The sequence below is a fragment of the Marinomonas sp. 5E14-1 genome, from assembly GCF_039939215.1.
Classification (GTDB): Bacteria; Pseudomonadota; Gammaproteobacteria; order Pseudomonadales; family Marinomonadaceae; genus Marinomonas.
On sequence record NZ_JBDXMW010000004.1, the window covers coordinates 161732 to 175939 of the forward strand.

The 14208-nt window shown below is 41.2% G+C and carries 14 protein-coding genes; 10 read left to right on the plus strand and 4 right to left on the minus strand.

Annotated elements, in window-relative coordinates; genetic code table 11:
• Positions 1-10: 10 nt before the first annotated feature.
• From ABFY09_RS05095 to ABFY09_RS05105, 3 genes are all read left to right on the plus strand, one after another.
• Positions 11-1927, plus strand: a complete 1917-nt coding sequence (locus ABFY09_RS05095) for an ATP-binding cassette domain-containing protein (protein ID WP_347983218.1) — start codon at positions 11-13, stop codon at positions 1925-1927.
• 184 nt (positions 1928-2111) lie between these two features.
• On the plus strand, positions 2112-2636 hold the full coding sequence (locus ABFY09_RS05100; protein ID WP_347983219.1) for a redoxin domain-containing protein: 525 nt from the start codon (positions 2112-2114) through the stop codon (positions 2634-2636).
• Positions 2637-2713: 77 nt separating this feature from the next.
• A complete protein-coding gene (locus ABFY09_RS05105) occupies positions 2714-3325 on the plus strand; it encodes a MarC family protein (RefSeq protein ID WP_347983220.1) in 612 nt (203 codons plus the stop codon).
• Here the strand turns inward: ABFY09_RS05105 and ABFY09_RS05110 are convergent.
• Positions 3322-3834: a hypothetical protein gene (locus ABFY09_RS05110; protein WP_347983221.1), complete on the minus strand. Its 513-nt coding sequence runs from the start codon at positions 3832-3834 to the stop codon at positions 3322-3324. The genes ABFY09_RS05105 and ABFY09_RS05110 overlap by 4 nt on opposite strands.
• Positions 3835-3871: 37 nt before the next feature.
• Here ABFY09_RS05110 and ABFY09_RS05115 point away from each other — a divergent pair, with 37 nt between their 5' ends.
• Together ABFY09_RS05115 and yeiP are read left to right on the plus strand one after the other, a co-directional pair.
• Entirely contained in the window at positions 3872-5026 is a 1155-nt protein-coding gene (locus ABFY09_RS05115; RefSeq protein WP_347983222.1) for a M14-type cytosolic carboxypeptidase, read from the plus strand.
• A gap of 106 nt (positions 5027-5132) precedes the next feature.
• Positions 5133-5699: an elongation factor P-like protein YeiP gene (yeiP, locus tag ABFY09_RS05120; RefSeq protein ID WP_347983223.1), complete on the plus strand. Its 567-nt coding sequence runs from the start codon at positions 5133-5135 to the stop codon at positions 5697-5699.
• A 95-nt stretch (positions 5700-5794) separates the two neighbouring features.
• Here the strand turns inward: yeiP and ABFY09_RS05125 are convergent, their stop codons facing one another.
• Positions 5795-6379 (minus strand): Fe-Mn family superoxide dismutase, encoded by a 585-nt coding sequence (locus ABFY09_RS05125; protein ID WP_347983224.1) that lies wholly within the window; start codon positions 6377-6379, stop codon positions 5795-5797.
• A 157-nt stretch (positions 6380-6536) separates the two neighbouring features.
• On the opposite strand from ABFY09_RS05125, the gene ABFY09_RS05130 reads away from it, so the two are divergent.
• From ABFY09_RS05130 to cysN, 3 genes are all read left to right on the plus strand, one after another.
• A complete protein-coding gene (locus ABFY09_RS05130) occupies positions 6537-7478 on the plus strand; it encodes a hypothetical protein (protein WP_347983225.1) in 942 nt (313 codons plus the stop codon).
• A gap of 231 nt (positions 7479-7709) precedes the next feature.
• Positions 7710-8615 carry a sulfate adenylyltransferase subunit CysD gene (cysD, locus tag ABFY09_RS05135; protein ID WP_347983226.1) on the plus strand — a complete coding sequence of 302 codons (906 nt, stop codon included), beginning with the start codon at positions 7710-7712 and terminating at the stop codon, positions 8613-8615.
• A gap of 30 nt (positions 8616-8645) precedes the next feature.
• Positions 8646-10259 carry a sulfate adenylyltransferase subunit CysN gene (gene cysN / locus ABFY09_RS05140; protein ID WP_347983227.1) on the plus strand — a complete coding sequence of 538 codons (1614 nt, stop codon included), beginning with the start codon at positions 8646-8648 and terminating at the stop codon, positions 10257-10259.
• Positions 10260-10308: 49 nt separating this feature from the next.
• Here the strand turns inward: cysN and ABFY09_RS05145 are convergent, their stop codons facing one another.
• Both ABFY09_RS05145 and ABFY09_RS05150 read right to left on the minus strand, forming a co-directional pair.
• The gene (locus ABFY09_RS05145) at positions 10309-11052 is read right to left on the minus strand and encodes a siderophore-interacting protein (protein ID WP_347983228.1); all 744 of its coding nucleotides are present in this window, start codon (positions 11050-11052) and stop codon (positions 10309-10311) included.
• Between the two features lie 9 nt (positions 11053-11061).
• The gene (locus tag ABFY09_RS05150) at positions 11062-11619 is read right to left on the minus strand and encodes a MarR family winged helix-turn-helix transcriptional regulator (protein ID WP_347983229.1); all 558 of its coding nucleotides are present in this window, start codon (positions 11617-11619) and stop codon (positions 11062-11064) included.
• Positions 11620-11665: 46 nt separating this feature from the next.
• On the opposite strand from ABFY09_RS05150, the gene ABFY09_RS05155 reads away from it, so the two are divergent.
• Positions 11666-12163, plus strand: a complete 498-nt coding sequence (locus tag ABFY09_RS05155; RefSeq protein WP_347983230.1) for a hypothetical protein — start codon at positions 11666-11668, stop codon at positions 12161-12163.
• 196 nt (positions 12164-12359) lie between these two features.
• The gene (gene aspS / locus ABFY09_RS05160; RefSeq protein ID WP_347983231.1) at positions 12360-14129 is read left to right on the plus strand and encodes an aspartate--tRNA ligase; all 1770 of its coding nucleotides are present in this window, start codon (positions 12360-12362) and stop codon (positions 14127-14129) included.
• The last annotated feature ends 79 nt before the right edge of the window (positions 14130-14208 follow it).

Here is a 14208-nt window from a genome sequence, read left to right on the forward strand (position 1 = left end):
ATGGATAGATATGAGTCTATTGTCGTTAGAACAGATCAGCGTTGCTTTTGGGCATAATCCGCTGTTGTCAAAAATCAGTTTTTCAGCGGAAGCTGGAGAGCGTGTTGCTATTATCGGTCGTAATGGTGCTGGTAAATCCACCTTTTTAAAAATTGTGTCTGGAGAGCAAATTCCAGACGAAGGTGTGGTTCGAATTGAAGGTGGCATGAAGGTCGCTCAGTTGCCCCAAGAATTGCCCGAAGCGAATGAAAAAACCGTTCGTGAAGTGGTTAGTGAAGGTGCAGGTCAAGCTCACGAACTAATGGCTCGTTATTTCAAGCTTTTAGAAGATATAGAAAATGACCACTCAGATGAGTTAGGTGAAATCCAAACTGAACTGGATAAAGTTCAAGGTTGGGATTTAGAGCAAAGAGTGAATCACATGATTCAACGATTGGCTTTACCGGCTGATAAATTGATGTCGGAATTATCCGGCGGTTGGCGTCGTCGTGTTATTTTGGCGCAAGCATTGATTTCGAATCCAGATGTTTTGCTACTTGACGAGCCAACAAACCATTTGGATGTGCCAACGATTGAGTGGATGGAGCAACAGCTTCAGCAATTCCGCGGTTTGATTCTTTTTATTACCCATGACCGTCGCTTCCTCGAAAAATTAGCAAACCGTATTGTCGAATTAGACCGTGGTAATCTACTTTCTTTTAGCGGCAGCATTCATGAGTTTCTTGTCTTTAAAGAAAAGCTACTGGAAGAAGAAGAGCGCGCAAATGCTTTATTTGATAAGCGTCTTGCAGAAGAAGAAGTATGGATTCGTCAAGGTATTAAAGCGCGACGTACCCGTAACGAAGGTCGAGTGCGAGCTTTAAAAGCGTTACGTGAAGAAAGGTCACAAAGAATCAATCGTCAAGGCAATGCAAAAATGGCAATTGAGACAAAAGAAAAGTCCGGTAAATTGGTGGCAGAGTTTACGCAAGTTAGTCATTCCTTTGAGGATAAAGTTATTTTGCGTCCAATGGACTTTATGGTGAACCGTGGTGACCGTATTGGACTGATCGGTCCAAATGGTTGCGGTAAAAGTACCTTCCTAAAAATCTTATTAGGTAGCCTTCAGCCAACGACAGGGGAAGTGCGTCAAGGAACGAAATTAAACGTCGCTTACTTTGACCAATTACGTGAGCAGCTAGACCCTGAGCAAACGGTTGCTGAAAACGTAGGTGAAGGCAAAGATGTTATTGAAATTAACGGTCAGAACAAACATGTTATTGGTTATCTTGGTGATTTCTTATTCCCACCTGAGCGTGCTCGTACGCCAATTAAAGCCCTTTCGGGTGGTGAGCGTAACCGTGTTTTATTAGCAAAGCTTTTTACTAAACCAGCGAACTTATTAGTAATGGATGAGCCAACCAACGACTTAGATGTGGAAACATTGGAGTTATTGGAAGAACTGTTAATGAACTATGACGGCACCTTGTTGTTAGTAAGTCACGACCGTTCTTTCCTTGATAACGTTGTTACCAGTGTCATTGCCTTTGAGGGGGATGGTCATGTGAAAGAATATGTTGGTGGTTATCAAGACTGGATTCGCCAAGGCGGTAAATTCCCAACGGAATCAACATCGCAAACAGATGAGCCGAAAAGCAAAGCTAAAGTGGCTGAAAAAAAAGAACCTGTTGTTGAAGCAAAAGCTGCCACTAAACCAAAGGCGAAGCTCAGCTACAAAATGCAGCGTGAATTTGACTTGATGCCGGAAACCATTGCCAAGCTAGAAGCTGAAATTGCCTCATTAAATGAGATCACAAGCTTGACTGACTTTTACTCTGGAGACAAAGAAAAAGTTCAGAATACCTTGGCTGAAATGGCTAACAAAGAGCAGGAGCTTGAATCCACAATGGAGCGTTGGCTTGAACTTGAAGAAATGCAAAACGGCTAAACGTCAAAGCAGCAATGTTTAGATATTGATAAAGAACAACAAGGAAGTCGTTCTTTAAATCTCACAATGATTAGTTTTTGAGTAAGCAAGCAAAGAATGAACAAGCCCATTGTCTAGGTTGTTTTCTGCAGTAAATTTGCAAGGCTGTACATGTCGATAAATTATTATAAAAAAGGTATGCCTCATGAGTGTTTCAAAAGTGAATGCTGGCATTACTTTTCCTTCTTTTTCTGCATTGTCTGTAGACAATGGGAAGATGGTTGAAATTGGAAACGCATCTGGAAAATGGCAATTAGTTATTGTTTATCGTGGTAGGCATTGTGGTTGCTGTAAAAAATACCTAAACACTTTAGAGAAAATGCAAACAGCTTGGCATGACGCCGGTTTTAGTATTATGACAGTGTCGGCGGATTCCCGTGAGAAAGCGCAAGCGGATATTACTGAGTTTAGTTGGACCTTTCCTGTCGCTTGTGAACTGTCTGAATATGAAATGCGTAAATTAGGCTTGTATATTAGTGAGCCTCTAAGCCCAAATGAGGCCGATGGTTTATTTGCAGAACCTGCGGTATTTTGTTTGCGCCCAGACGGGACAGTTCAAATTGTGGCTATTTCTAATGGACCATCAGCTCGTCCTGATCTTGGGGAGCTACTGGATGGCATGACATTTACCATCAATAAAGAGCGTCCACCAAGAGGCACTGTGGTATAAAAGCAATCTGATTAGAGCAGGCTTTTGTTTGTCTGCTCTAACTGTTTTATTTTAAATAGGTTTAACTGGCTATACTAATGACGAACGAGTTTTCAATCCTTTCTGCAACCCTCTTATTTCTTTTTGTAATTGATCCATTTGGAAATATCCCGATTCTACTGTCTGTTATGAAAGGGGTTGCACAGAAGCGGCAATTTCAAATTGTTATACGTGACGGTTTGATTGGCCTTTTAATCTTGGTGGCTTTCTTATTTTTTGGTGCTGAGTTTTTGAAGGTCTTGCACCTTGAAACAGAGTCTATTTCTATTGCTGGTGGCGTGGTCTTATTTGTTATCGCGTTGAAAATGATTTTTCCTTCAGCTTTAAACCAAGAGAAGATCAATGTTGTAGAGCCATTCATAGTACCTATTTCTATTCCTATGTTAGCTGGGCCGTCAACGCTAGCTATGCTATTGGTTATGGTGAAAAGCTTCCCTGAAGAACGGAGTTCATTGCTGATTTCTGTTTTGGCTGCGTGGGGGATTTCTGTTGTGATTCTAGCCATGGCACCTTTACTGAATCGCTTGCTAAAGGAAAAAGGCTTGGCTGCACTGGAAAGGTTAATGGGAATGTTATTGTTGATGATGTCTGTACAGATGCTAGTGAACGGTGTGCGCAGTTTAATTACACACACCGTTGCCGCACTTTAATCGATTGACGGAATGTCGTTTTGGTCGATGAGTCCATACTCCACGGCAATTTGCAATAACTGGATGACCAGCTCATCAGGTGGTAGTAAGTGCAGTGGTGTTGTCTGGCCTTGCTCTAAAAAGGCATCGTTTAGGTTGACGTCACGCTCTTCAAACCAAGAATGAATGCTTTGAACTTCAAAGCTCGGCTCTAAACCTTTTGTGTCGTAAGTGGCTTCGATAAGGTGGTTCAGCTCTTCAGGCTCTAGGCCATAAACAACATCTGTATCAAATTCATTAACCCACTCAGCTAAGATATCGCTGGCTTCAAAGCCAAATTCATGGAGTTGTTGTTCGTCCAAATCATGGGCGTTAGCTTCAATAGTGTGGTTTTCTAACCATTCGTCATCTGGAATAACGAGCACTTCTTTAACCTGAGCGCCATGAGTAGACCAAGTAAAAAGTAATGGGAAAGCGGGCTCGTCGGAAGAGTTGGCGACAGCCGTCATGAATATAGGTAAACTTGCCATAATTTAGAACCAATGTTTGATTGTTAAGGAAGAATAAATGACCAGCCGAATCAAGATCAGTAGTGCGTTTGATGGCGGTAACATCTCCGTTATAAATGCGTCGGAGCCGGACAATATTAGAGTAAAGATCCCTAATGATACAAACTCTAAATTCCTCCAATGGTTTTATTTTCGTTTACAAGGCGGAATGGGCGAACAATGCGTGATCCATTTCGAAAATGCCAGCGATGCCGCTTACCCTGATGGCTGGGTAAACTATGAAGCGGTTGCTTCTTATGACCGCGAATACTGGTTTCGTGTTCCGACAGAATATGTTGATGGGAAATTGGTGATTTCTCACCAACCTGAGCAAGATAGCGTTTATTATGCTTACTTTGCGCCTTACAGCTACGAGCGCCACTTAGACATGATTTCTTGGGCGGCAAGCCATGAAGATTGTATTACCGATCATTTAGGTGAAACAGCTGAAGGACGAGATATTACTTTGCTGGAAGTCAGTAAAACTCAAGGCTTAGCCAAAAATATTTGGATTATTGCTCGTCAGCATCCAGGTGAAACCATGGCGGAATGGTTTATCGAGGGCTTGTTAGAGCGTTTATTTGATGAATCTCACCCAATTGCGCGTTCTTTGCTAAAACAATGCCGTTTTTATGTTGTGCCAAATATGAACCCAGATGGTGCGGTATTAGGTAACTTGCGAGTGAATTCGAAGGGTGTAAATTTGAATCGCGAGTGGAAAAGTCCAACACCAGAGTTTAGTCCTGAAGTATTGGCTGTTCAGAAGAAAATGGCTGAAACAGGCGTAGACATGTTTTTAGACATCCATGGTGATGAAGCTTTACCAGTAAACTTTGTAGATGGTTGCCAAGGCGTTCCATCTTTTGATGATCGAATGGCGGCAATGGAAAGTTTGTTTAAAGACGCCTTTGTTGCTGTAAGCCCAGATTTTCAAACAGAAATTGGTTATACGCCAGATCAATTTGGTGAGGCTAATCTTACTGTCGCAACGAAATGGGTCGGTGAAACTTATAATTGCCTGTCTTTTACTTTGGAAATGCCGTTTAAAGACAACCGGAACCTACCAGACGAAATAGTCGGCTGGTCACCAGAACGAGCTAAAATTCTAGGAGCGGATGTTCTTTATCCTATTCATCAGGTGATCAACAGTGCTCACATGAAAGCAGATGATTAATGCTGCTAAAAAAGCACAAATAGCATTAAAGTCCTTCGGGGCGTTAATAGGTGAGTGAAGACTCATTTTTACATTTTATAAAACGTTATTTTTAGGATGAGAGAAGATGCCTAAGGCGAGTGAAATTAAAAGAAATATGGCAATTGACTACGATGGGAAAACATACATTGTAAGAGCTATTGAGCGCTCAGTTCCACAAGGTCGTGCAGGTGGAAGTCTTTACCGCATGCGTATGTATGATGTGGTATCAGGTCGAAAGTTGGATGAAACATTTAAAGATTCAGACATGATCAATCTTGCTGATCTTATCCGTAGACCTGTGATGTATTCTTATTCTGATGGTGATGAGTATGTCTTCATGGACAATGAAGATTACACGCCTTATAACTTGAACACAGCTTCGATTGAAGAGGAGATATTGTTCTTCAATGAAAGTACTGCGGGAATTCAAGTCGTCTTGGTAAACGATGCGCCTGTGGCAATTGAATTGCCTACTAACGTTGAGTTAGAAGTGGTTGAAACAGATCCGTCTATCAAAGGTGCTTCTGCAACCTCTCGTACTAAACCAGCGAAACTGTCTACAGGTGCAATCGTTCAGGTACCGGAGCATATTTCTACTGGTGATCTAATTAAGGTCAATGTTGAAGAGCGCAAATTTACTGGCCGTGCTTAAGCGCTTGGCTTTTAAATTTGAATAAAAAACGCGGCTTTAAAAGCCGCGTTTTTTTGACTGGTCTTATGAACGTTTTAATAAACGTTTGAAAGGCCTTAAGCTGCGAAGTTTGCTGCCGCAAATTCCCAGTTAGCTAGTGCCCAGAAACCTTTAAGGTAATCAGGACGTACATTGCGGTAATCAATGTAGTAAGCGTGTTCCCATAGATCAACGGTTAGGATTGCAGTTTGGTCGCTTGTTAGCGGTGTTGCTGCATTGCTAGTGTTGATGATATCTAGAGAGCCATCAGCATTCTTAACCAACCAAGTCCAGCTAGCTCCAAAGTTGTTTACAGCTTTGTCATTGAACGCTTCCTGGAACTTAGCGAAAGAACCCCATTTAGCGTTAATAGCATCTGCAAGAGCGCCAGTTGGTTCTCCGCCGCCGTTAGGGCTTAAGCTGTTCCAGAAAAAAGTGTGGTTCCAGATTTGTGCTGCGTTATTGAAAACAGGACCAATAGGAGCAGATGTAATAATCTCTTCAAGTGATTTGTTTTCGTATTCAGAACCAGGAACTAAGCCGTTCAATTTCACAACATAAGTGTTGTGATGCTTACCGTGATGGTATTCAAGAGTTTCCACAGACATGTGAGGCTCAAGAGCATCTTTAGCATAAGGAAGGGCTGGTAATTCAAAAGACATTTCAATTCTCCTTGCTTTATATTAACGAAAAATGCTTGTTATCAAGCAGTTAATGGTGCTTATATAGTAGCACTGAACAAGTTAAGATAATATTCTTTAGAATTGTTCTCGGGCGATTTCCCATAATTTTTGTTAATAACGACTATATAAGATTTCCATGCGAAGAGATGATGATGTTGAGATCCCAAGCCTGACTCTGGATCAAGATGAAGTCAGCGAAAGAAGACCGAATATGGCGACGCCTAAGGCTCGGTCTATTCCTACCCAAGTGCAACCAAAGCACGCGCCTAATGTTGTGCATAAAAAGGCAAATTTACTAGGCGTTTATTCGTTGATTGTGGTTGTTTTATTAGCCGTCGCAGGTGGTGGTTTTTGGCTGTGGCAACAAAATATGCAATTGCGACATGAGGTTTATGGTGCCAAGACGGAAATACAGAATCTTGACCACCAATTGCTTGCAGCGGATGTTTCGGCTAATAAACAAGGTCAGACATTAGAAGAAACCCTAAAAGAGCATGATAGCGAAATTCGTAAGTTGTGGGCTGTCGCTTATGATAGAAATCGTACGGCGATTGCCAACAATAATAAAGCGATAGAAGTACTGGAAAAACAAGTTGCCTCATTGAAGGAAACTTTATCTGTTCAGTCTAAACGTATTGCTATTCAGTCAGATACTTTTAATGACATTGAAGCGGGTTACAACAAACTTGTGCCTAATGTGGCTTCGTTAGACAGTGCAGTGAAAAATGTAACGGCGCTGCAAGAGCAGCAAAGCACAAGCTTGAATGAAGTGGGTAGCAAAATAATTGCACAAGAAGAGCAGGTTGAGGCTTTAGATAGCTCTGTGGTTAGCCAAACAGCTGTGCTAAGCAAAATTCAGCAGGAGTTAGTTGTCCTTCAAAGTGAAGTAGCCGCATTTGATGATAAAACAGCGAATATAAGCGATGCAGACTTGGTAACAGTTAAGCAAACTTTAGCGAGCCATCAGGATGCGATTGACTCTAGTGATGCATTTAGAACGCAGGTAAACAGTGAAATTATTCGACTGCGTAAGCAAATTAATCAACTTATGCTTGAGCAGCAATTGAATGCTGAATGAGTGAGAGTCATCTAAATGAAAGTCTAAAGGCCGATTATTCGGCCTTTTTTGTGTCTGAAATAAGAAGTGCTGTCTCAAATTACTGGCTTTAACCATGGCTTTTATTCTGACGGTTGGTTAATCATTTTTTAATATACATATTCAACTAAAGTCTAAATATGAGTCTTTTTATAACTTAAAGGCATGTTATAGTTTACAGATACACAATCCTTACAACAGAGATGAGGAATTATGACTGAGGAAAGGTTAACTCACTTAAAGCAACTGGAAGCGGAAAGTATTCATATTATTCGTGAAGTAGCTGCAGAATTTGATAATCCAGTAATGCTTTATTCTATTGGTAAAGATTCAGCGGTAATGCTGCACCTTGCTATGAAAGCATTTTATCCAGGCAAACCACCGTTTCCTTTAATGCATGTTGATACAGGCTGGAAGTTTAAAGAAATGATTAAGTTTCGTGATGAATTGGTCGCGAAGCTTGGATTAGAGCTTATTGTTCACCAGAATCAAGAAGGTATCGCGCAAGGCATTGGGCCTTTCACACACGGCAGCTCTAAGCATACCGATGTGATGAAAACCCAAGGCTTAAAGCAAGCCCTAGATAAATACGGTTTTGATGCTGCATTTGGTGGCGCTCGTCGTGATGAAGAAAAATCTCGTGCGAAAGAGCGCGTTTATTCTTTTCGTGATAAGCAGCATCGTTGGGACCCTAAAAACCAACGTCCAGAGTTGTGGAATATTTACAACGGTAAAGTAAATAAAGGCGAAAGCATCCGTGTTTTTCCATTGTCTAACTGGACGGAGTTGGATATTTGGCAATACATTTATTTAGAGAGCATTCCAATTGTGCCTCTTTACTTCTCTGCTGAACGTCCTGTTGTTGAACGTGATGGCACTCTTATCATGGTTGATGACGAGCGTATGCCACTCAATGGTGAAACACCTGAAATGAAGTCTGTGCGTTTCCGTACACTTGGCTGTTACCCATTAACTGGAGCGGTTGAATCAGAAGCAGCAACTTTGCCTGAGATTATTCAGGAAATGCTACTGACAACAAGTTCAGAACGCCAAGGGCGCATGATTGACCATGATTCTTCCGGTTCAATGGAAGAGAAGAAGAAACAGGGCTACTTCTAAGTCTGAAGTAAAGTAAGTTTGGAGTGAAAAATGTCTCACCAGTCAGAATTGATTAGCCAAGACATACTTGGCTATTTGAAACAACATGAAGAAAAAGATCTACTGCGCCTTCTTACTTGTGGCAACGTAGATGATGGTAAAAGTACGTTAATTGGTCGCTTGCTGCATGACTCTAAATTGATTTATGAAGATCATTTGGATGCCGTTAAACGCGATAGCAAAAAGTCAGGAACCCAAGGTGAAGAAGTCGATTTAGCCTTGTTGGTTGATGGTCTTCAAGCTGAGCGTGAGCAGGGCATCACGATCGATGTGGCTTATCGTTATTTCTCTACAGAAAAACGTAAATTCATCATTGCCGATACACCTGGGCACGAGCAATACACTCGCAACATGGCAACCGGTGCGTCGACTTGTGACCTAGCTATTATCTTGATTGATGCTCGTTACGGTGTACAAACACAGACGCGTCGTCACTCTTATATTGCAGCGTTACTTGGCATTAAGCATGTGGTTGTTGCTGTCAATAAAATGGACTTAGAAGATTACTCAGAAGAGAAGTTTAACGAGATCCAAAAAGACTACCTTGAGTTCGTTGGTCAATTAGGTGATCGTAAACCTGAAGATATTCAGTTTGTGCCTATGTCTGCTTTATTAGGCGATAACGTTGTTAATGTTTCTGAAAATATGCCTTGGTACAAAGGTCAGCCGTTAATGGCATTGTTAGAGACAGTGCAAATTAATCGAGATGTTAAGAAGGATGCATTTAGGTTGCCTGTGCAATATGTGAATCGTCCTAATCTAGACTTCCGTGGTTTCTCTGGAACTATTGCGGCTGGAGCGGTAAGGCCTGGTGATGAGATTGTTGCCTTGCCATCTGGTAAAAAATCTAAAGTAGCGGAAATCGTTACGTACGACGGTAACTTGGTTTCTGCAAAAGCAGGTCAAGCGGTGACGATTACATTGGAAGATGAAATCGACATCAGTCGTGGTGATATGTTGTCTCACCCAAATCAAGAACCGTTGATTGCGTCAACATTACGAGCTTCTGTCGTGTGGATGGCAGATCAAGCCTTGGTTCTTGGCAAGCTTTATGACTTTAAACTAGGCACGCAAACCGTTCCTGGTAAAGTACATCACTTTAACCACCGAGTAGATGTGAATACGTTAGAGAAAAGTGACATTGATTCGCTTGAGCTTAACGGTATTGGCGATTGTGTGATTCAATTTGATGCGCCTGTTGCGTTTGACGAATACCAAAACAGTCGTTTGACGGGTGCGTTGGTTATTATCGATCGTCTGACTAACGTCACCGTTGGTGCTGGCATGGTAGAAGAAGCGATTGCTGATCTAGATAGTGATACACAGGTGAGCGCAGAAGATCGAGCGGCTCGTTTAGGCCAAAAACCAGCCATTATCGCCTTGTCTTCGGAAGTGTTGGCTCAAGCGGATAAGTTAGAACGACAATTGCTACGCCAAGGAGTTGTAGCACTAGTGAAAGCGGATGCTAGCAAAGAACAAGCTGATTTATTACGCCAAACAGGTGTGGTTATTTTAGTTTCAAGCAATGCTCTTGCTGACTCTAGTGTGACAGAAACATCATTAAATGATGTGGTTGAGCGTATTGTTGAAAGCGTTCGATTGTAAATAACATATTGAGTTTTCAAAAAAAGCCCGCGATTTGCGGGCTTTTTTATTAGATCTCATTGAGCTCAGCGTCTTTGCTTTTTTCTACTTTATGTTGGTCTTCATTAATACCTTGTTTCCAGTAGCTCGAAATGTACATTTGTTGTCGGTCAAGATGCTTTTCTTGTTTGAAAAAACGACGTAGATTTTTCATGCTGCTGAATTCACATGCTGCCCAGATCCCTACACTCCCTTCCAGCCAATCAAGTCGTTTGATTTGATTTAGTAGTGCGTCAGGCTTTTCACCTGGAGAATCGTTTTCTAGCCAGAATATTTCGATGCCTTTTGGATGGTTGAGTGGCTGTTTATCTTTTTCGTTAATGATTTCAATAACGGCGTAACCTATTGCGCTGTCAGGAAGTTGCTCAAGATTAACACTGAGGGCAGGTAAGCCTGTCATGTCGCTGGCTAATAAATACCAATCGCTAGGCATATGAATCATTCTTTTTGAGCCTGGCCCACCAATTAGTATGCTATCACCAACTTTTGAGTTTTGCGCCCAAGAAGAAGCTGGGCCACTGTCTTCGTGCAAAACAAAATCTACGTCAATTTCAGTAGGGCGTTGATGGCGTATGGTATAGGTTCTCATGAGAGGTTTTTCTTCACCATTGGGAAAAATCAATTTCACATAGCCGCTTTCTTGATCTTCAGGAATGGTTGAAATTTCATCTCCGCCTAGTGTGACTCGTAGCATGTGAGGTGAAATTTGTCGTTTTTTGATGATGATTAATTTTCTGGGTTGTGGTCTGCTCATGACAGCTCCTTAATATAGATTATGGCTCGATAGGTTTCGGGTCATAATTTCTGCAATATGAATAAAGTCTTTGATTTCTTGTTCTGTTAACTCATTTGTCATTTTCTCAGTTGTTTTCTGGTTTAACTGGATTAGATCGCGAATCAATATTGCCCCGTTTTCTGTTAATTCTAATAGTTGACTGCGATGATTGTCTGGGTGGCGATGTTTTGTGATATAGCCTTCTCGTTCTAAATCTTTTAAAGATCGTGCGACTTGAGATTTATCGAGTGATAAAGTTCTTGTGATACTGCTTGCTGTACAATGCTCTGTGTTATTTATGAATTTTAAAAGGCGTATATGGCTAATGGGGATTGAGATTCCAGAATTTAAAATCAAGTTTTTAGTTTTTATTTTGTATTCATGAATTAGGTGGTGGAGAATTTCACTGATATTTTCTTTCATTTGAATCTCCTTCAAATGGGAATGGTTATCAATATAGGTTTTTGAGTTGATAAAGTCAACTGTGACGCAGGGTAATGTGTTGGCTTTCTTAGTTTTGTCATTTTTCCATTGTGTACCTTCCATTTTATTAACTTCTCTCTAAAATGCGCGCTGGATGCAGGAAATTTCTATGAATAAAAAAGCAGTTTTAGCCATTATTGAAGAAGCCTTGAAAGATCGTTTTGAAACAGCAAAAAATGCTGTGCTACAAGCGCACCAGGCGGCAACAAGCGAAGAAAGTGTGGCAGAGAATAAATACGATACTTTTGGGTTGGAGGCTTCTTATTTAGCCCATGGTCAATCTCAGCGAGTATTGGATTGTGAAAGAGAATGGTTGGCATTTATTAAGGTTTTTTCTGCCTCTCAAAATGATGTAAACGACCTTCAAAAGGTTGCTCTGTGGAGTTTAGTTGAGGTGGTTTCAGTAGAAGGAGTAATAGACTCTAAGTGGTTTTTAATTTCTTCTTTTGCGGGTGGATTGAATGTTGTTCTAGACGAATTTTCTGTTTATTTAGTCACGCCTTCTAGTCCAGTAGGAAATGCACTTATGGGCAAAGAGTTAGAGGGTGAAATTGCATTGCTCCAACATGGTCAAGAGTGCCTTTATGAAATCGCATCCATTCTATAAAAATTCAAAGTAAGTTATGTCATTACAAGACAAATTTAGATGAACCTCTAGAGAGTCTGACTTGGTTCGCATATAATGCTTTGCCTTAAAATATTTTACTCTGCTGTGAGCGATAGAAAAAATCGCAATATCATCAGAAAATACCTTTAAAGAATACACCATTCTCATATCGAGACAGTAATAGGAAAAAGAAATTATGCGCAGCCATTATTGCGGCGAGTTAAATGCTTCTAATATTTCACAAGAAATCACCCTATGTGGTTGGGTACATCGTCGTCGTGATCACGGCGGTGTTATTTTCCTAGACGTTCGTGACCGTGAAGGAATCACTCAAGTCGTCTTTGATCCAGATCGCGCAGACAGCTTTGCTATTGCAGATAGCGTTCGTAATGAATTTGTTGTTCAGTTAAAGGGTTTGGTTCGTGCTCGCCCTGAAGGGACGGTTAATCCAAATATGAACACGGGTGAAATCGAAGTGTTAGGAACAGAGCTAGAAATTCTTAATGCGACGCAAACACCACCATTTCAATTAGATGATCATCAGAACGTTGGTGAAGATGTTCGTTTGAAAAACCGCTTTATCGATCTTCGTCGCCCTGAAGTTCAGGCTAAAATGCGTTTCCGCTCTAAAGTGACATCTGTATTGCGTCGTTACTTAGATGACAATGGTTTCTTAGATATTGAAACACCGATTTTAACTCGTGCGACACCTGAAGGTGCGCGTGACTATTTAGTTCCAAGCCGTACGCAGCAAGGTAGCTTTTTCGCACTTCCTCAGTCTCCACAGTTATTTAAGCAGTTGTTGATGGTGTCTGGTTTTGATCGTTACTACCAAATCGCAAAATGTTTCCGTGACGAAGATTTACGTGCCGATCGTCAACCAGAATTCACTCAGGTTGATATTGAAACTTCTTTCATGTCTGAAGAGCAGATCATGGGCATGACAGAAGAAATGATTACCGGTTTGTTCAAAGAGCTATTGAATGTAGATCTAGGGTCTTTCCCTCGTATGCCTTATTCAGAAGCAATGGAAACATACGGTAGTGATAAACCAGATCTCCGTATTCCGTTAACAATCGTAACGGTTTCTGATTTGATGGCCGACGTAGATTTCAAAGTCTTCTCTGGCCCGGCGACTGATCCAAAAGGTCGTGTTGCTGCACTTAAAGTGCCTGGTGGTAATGCTCTTACACGTAAACAAATTGATGACTACACTAAGTTTGTTAGCATTTATGGTGCGAAAGGCTTGGCTTACATCAAGGTAAACGATAAGTCTAATCTTGAAGAGGGTTTGCAATCTCCGATCGTTAAGTTCTTGCCAGTTGAAGTGCGTGAAGCACTTCTAACTCGCCTTGATGCTCAAGACGGCGATTTGATTTTCTTTGGTGCAGATTCTGAAAAAGTTGTGAATGAAGCGCTTGGTGCGTTGCGTTGCAAGTTGGGTGAAGATATGGATCTTTACACTTGCGAGTGGGCACCTCTTTGGGTTGTTGACTTCCCAATGTTTGAAGAAACAAGTGATGGCGGCATTACAGCAATTCACCACCCATTTACAGCGCCTTCTTGCTCTCCAGAAGAGTTGAAAACAAATCCATTGACTGCTTTGTCTCAAGCGTACGACATGGTTCTTAATGGCACTGAACTTGGTGGTGGTTCTATCCGTATTCACCAATCAGATATGCAAGAGTCTGTTTTCGAATTGCTAAATATTTCTAAAGAAGAGCAAGAAGAGAAATTTGGCTTCTTGTTGGATGCGCTTAAGTTTGGTGCGCCACCGCATGGCGGCTTAGCGTTCGGTCTTGATCGTCTGGTTATGTTGATGACTGGTTCACAATCTATTCGTGATGTAATCGCTTTCCCTAAAACGCAAAGTGCGACTTGCTTGTTAACTCAAGCGCCAGGTGAAGTTAGTGAGAAACAGCTAAAAGAATTGAGTATTCGAGTAAGAAAACCCGTTATAGAATAGACTTTTTTCTCCTTTAAGCTGATTAAAAACAGTCAGTTATGTTAAAGGATTGCAAAAAAGTCGTAAAAGGCCGCTTATT

What these genes read in the sequence shown, in the direction of transcription:
- ABFY09_RS05095 (WP_347983218.1), top strand. Translation starts at nt 11, where the DNA reads ATGAGTCTATTGTCGTTAGAACAGATCAGCGTTGCTTTTGGGCATAAT.
- ABFY09_RS05100 (WP_347983219.1), top strand. Translation starts at nt 2,112, where the DNA reads ATGAGTGTTTCAAAAGTGAATGCTGGCATTACTTTTCCTTCTTTTTCT.
- ABFY09_RS05105 (WP_347983220.1), top strand. Translation starts at nt 2,714, where the DNA reads ATGACGAACGAGTTTTCAATCCTTTCTGCAACCCTCTTATTTCTTTTT.
- ABFY09_RS05110 (WP_347983221.1), bottom strand. Translation starts at nt 3,834, where the DNA reads ATGGCAAGTTTACCTATATTCATGACGGCTGTCGCCAACTCTTCCGAC.
- ABFY09_RS05115 (WP_347983222.1), top strand. Translation starts at nt 3,872, where the DNA reads ATGACCAGCCGAATCAAGATCAGTAGTGCGTTTGATGGCGGTAACATC.
- yeiP (WP_347983223.1), top strand. Translation starts at nt 5,133, where the DNA reads ATGCCTAAGGCGAGTGAAATTAAAAGAAATATGGCAATTGACTACGAT.
- ABFY09_RS05125 (WP_347983224.1), bottom strand. Translation starts at nt 6,379, where the DNA reads ATGTCTTTTGAATTACCAGCCCTTCCTTATGCTAAAGATGCTCTTGAG.
- ABFY09_RS05130 (WP_347983225.1), top strand. Translation starts at nt 6,537, where the DNA reads ATGCGAAGAGATGATGATGTTGAGATCCCAAGCCTGACTCTGGATCAA.
- cysD (WP_347983226.1), top strand. Translation starts at nt 7,710, where the DNA reads ATGACTGAGGAAAGGTTAACTCACTTAAAGCAACTGGAAGCGGAAAGT.
- cysN (WP_347983227.1), top strand. Translation starts at nt 8,646, where the DNA reads ATGTCTCACCAGTCAGAATTGATTAGCCAAGACATACTTGGCTATTTG.
- ABFY09_RS05145 (WP_347983228.1), bottom strand. Translation starts at nt 11,052, where the DNA reads ATGAGCAGACCACAACCCAGAAAATTAATCATCATCAAAAAACGACAA.
- ABFY09_RS05150 (WP_347983229.1), bottom strand. Translation starts at nt 11,619, where the DNA reads ATGGAAGGTACACAATGGAAAAATGACAAAACTAAGAAAGCCAACACA.
- ABFY09_RS05155 (WP_347983230.1), top strand. Translation starts at nt 11,666, where the DNA reads ATGAATAAAAAAGCAGTTTTAGCCATTATTGAAGAAGCCTTGAAAGAT.
- aspS (WP_347983231.1), top strand. Translation starts at nt 12,360, where the DNA reads ATGCGCAGCCATTATTGCGGCGAGTTAAATGCTTCTAATATTTCACAA.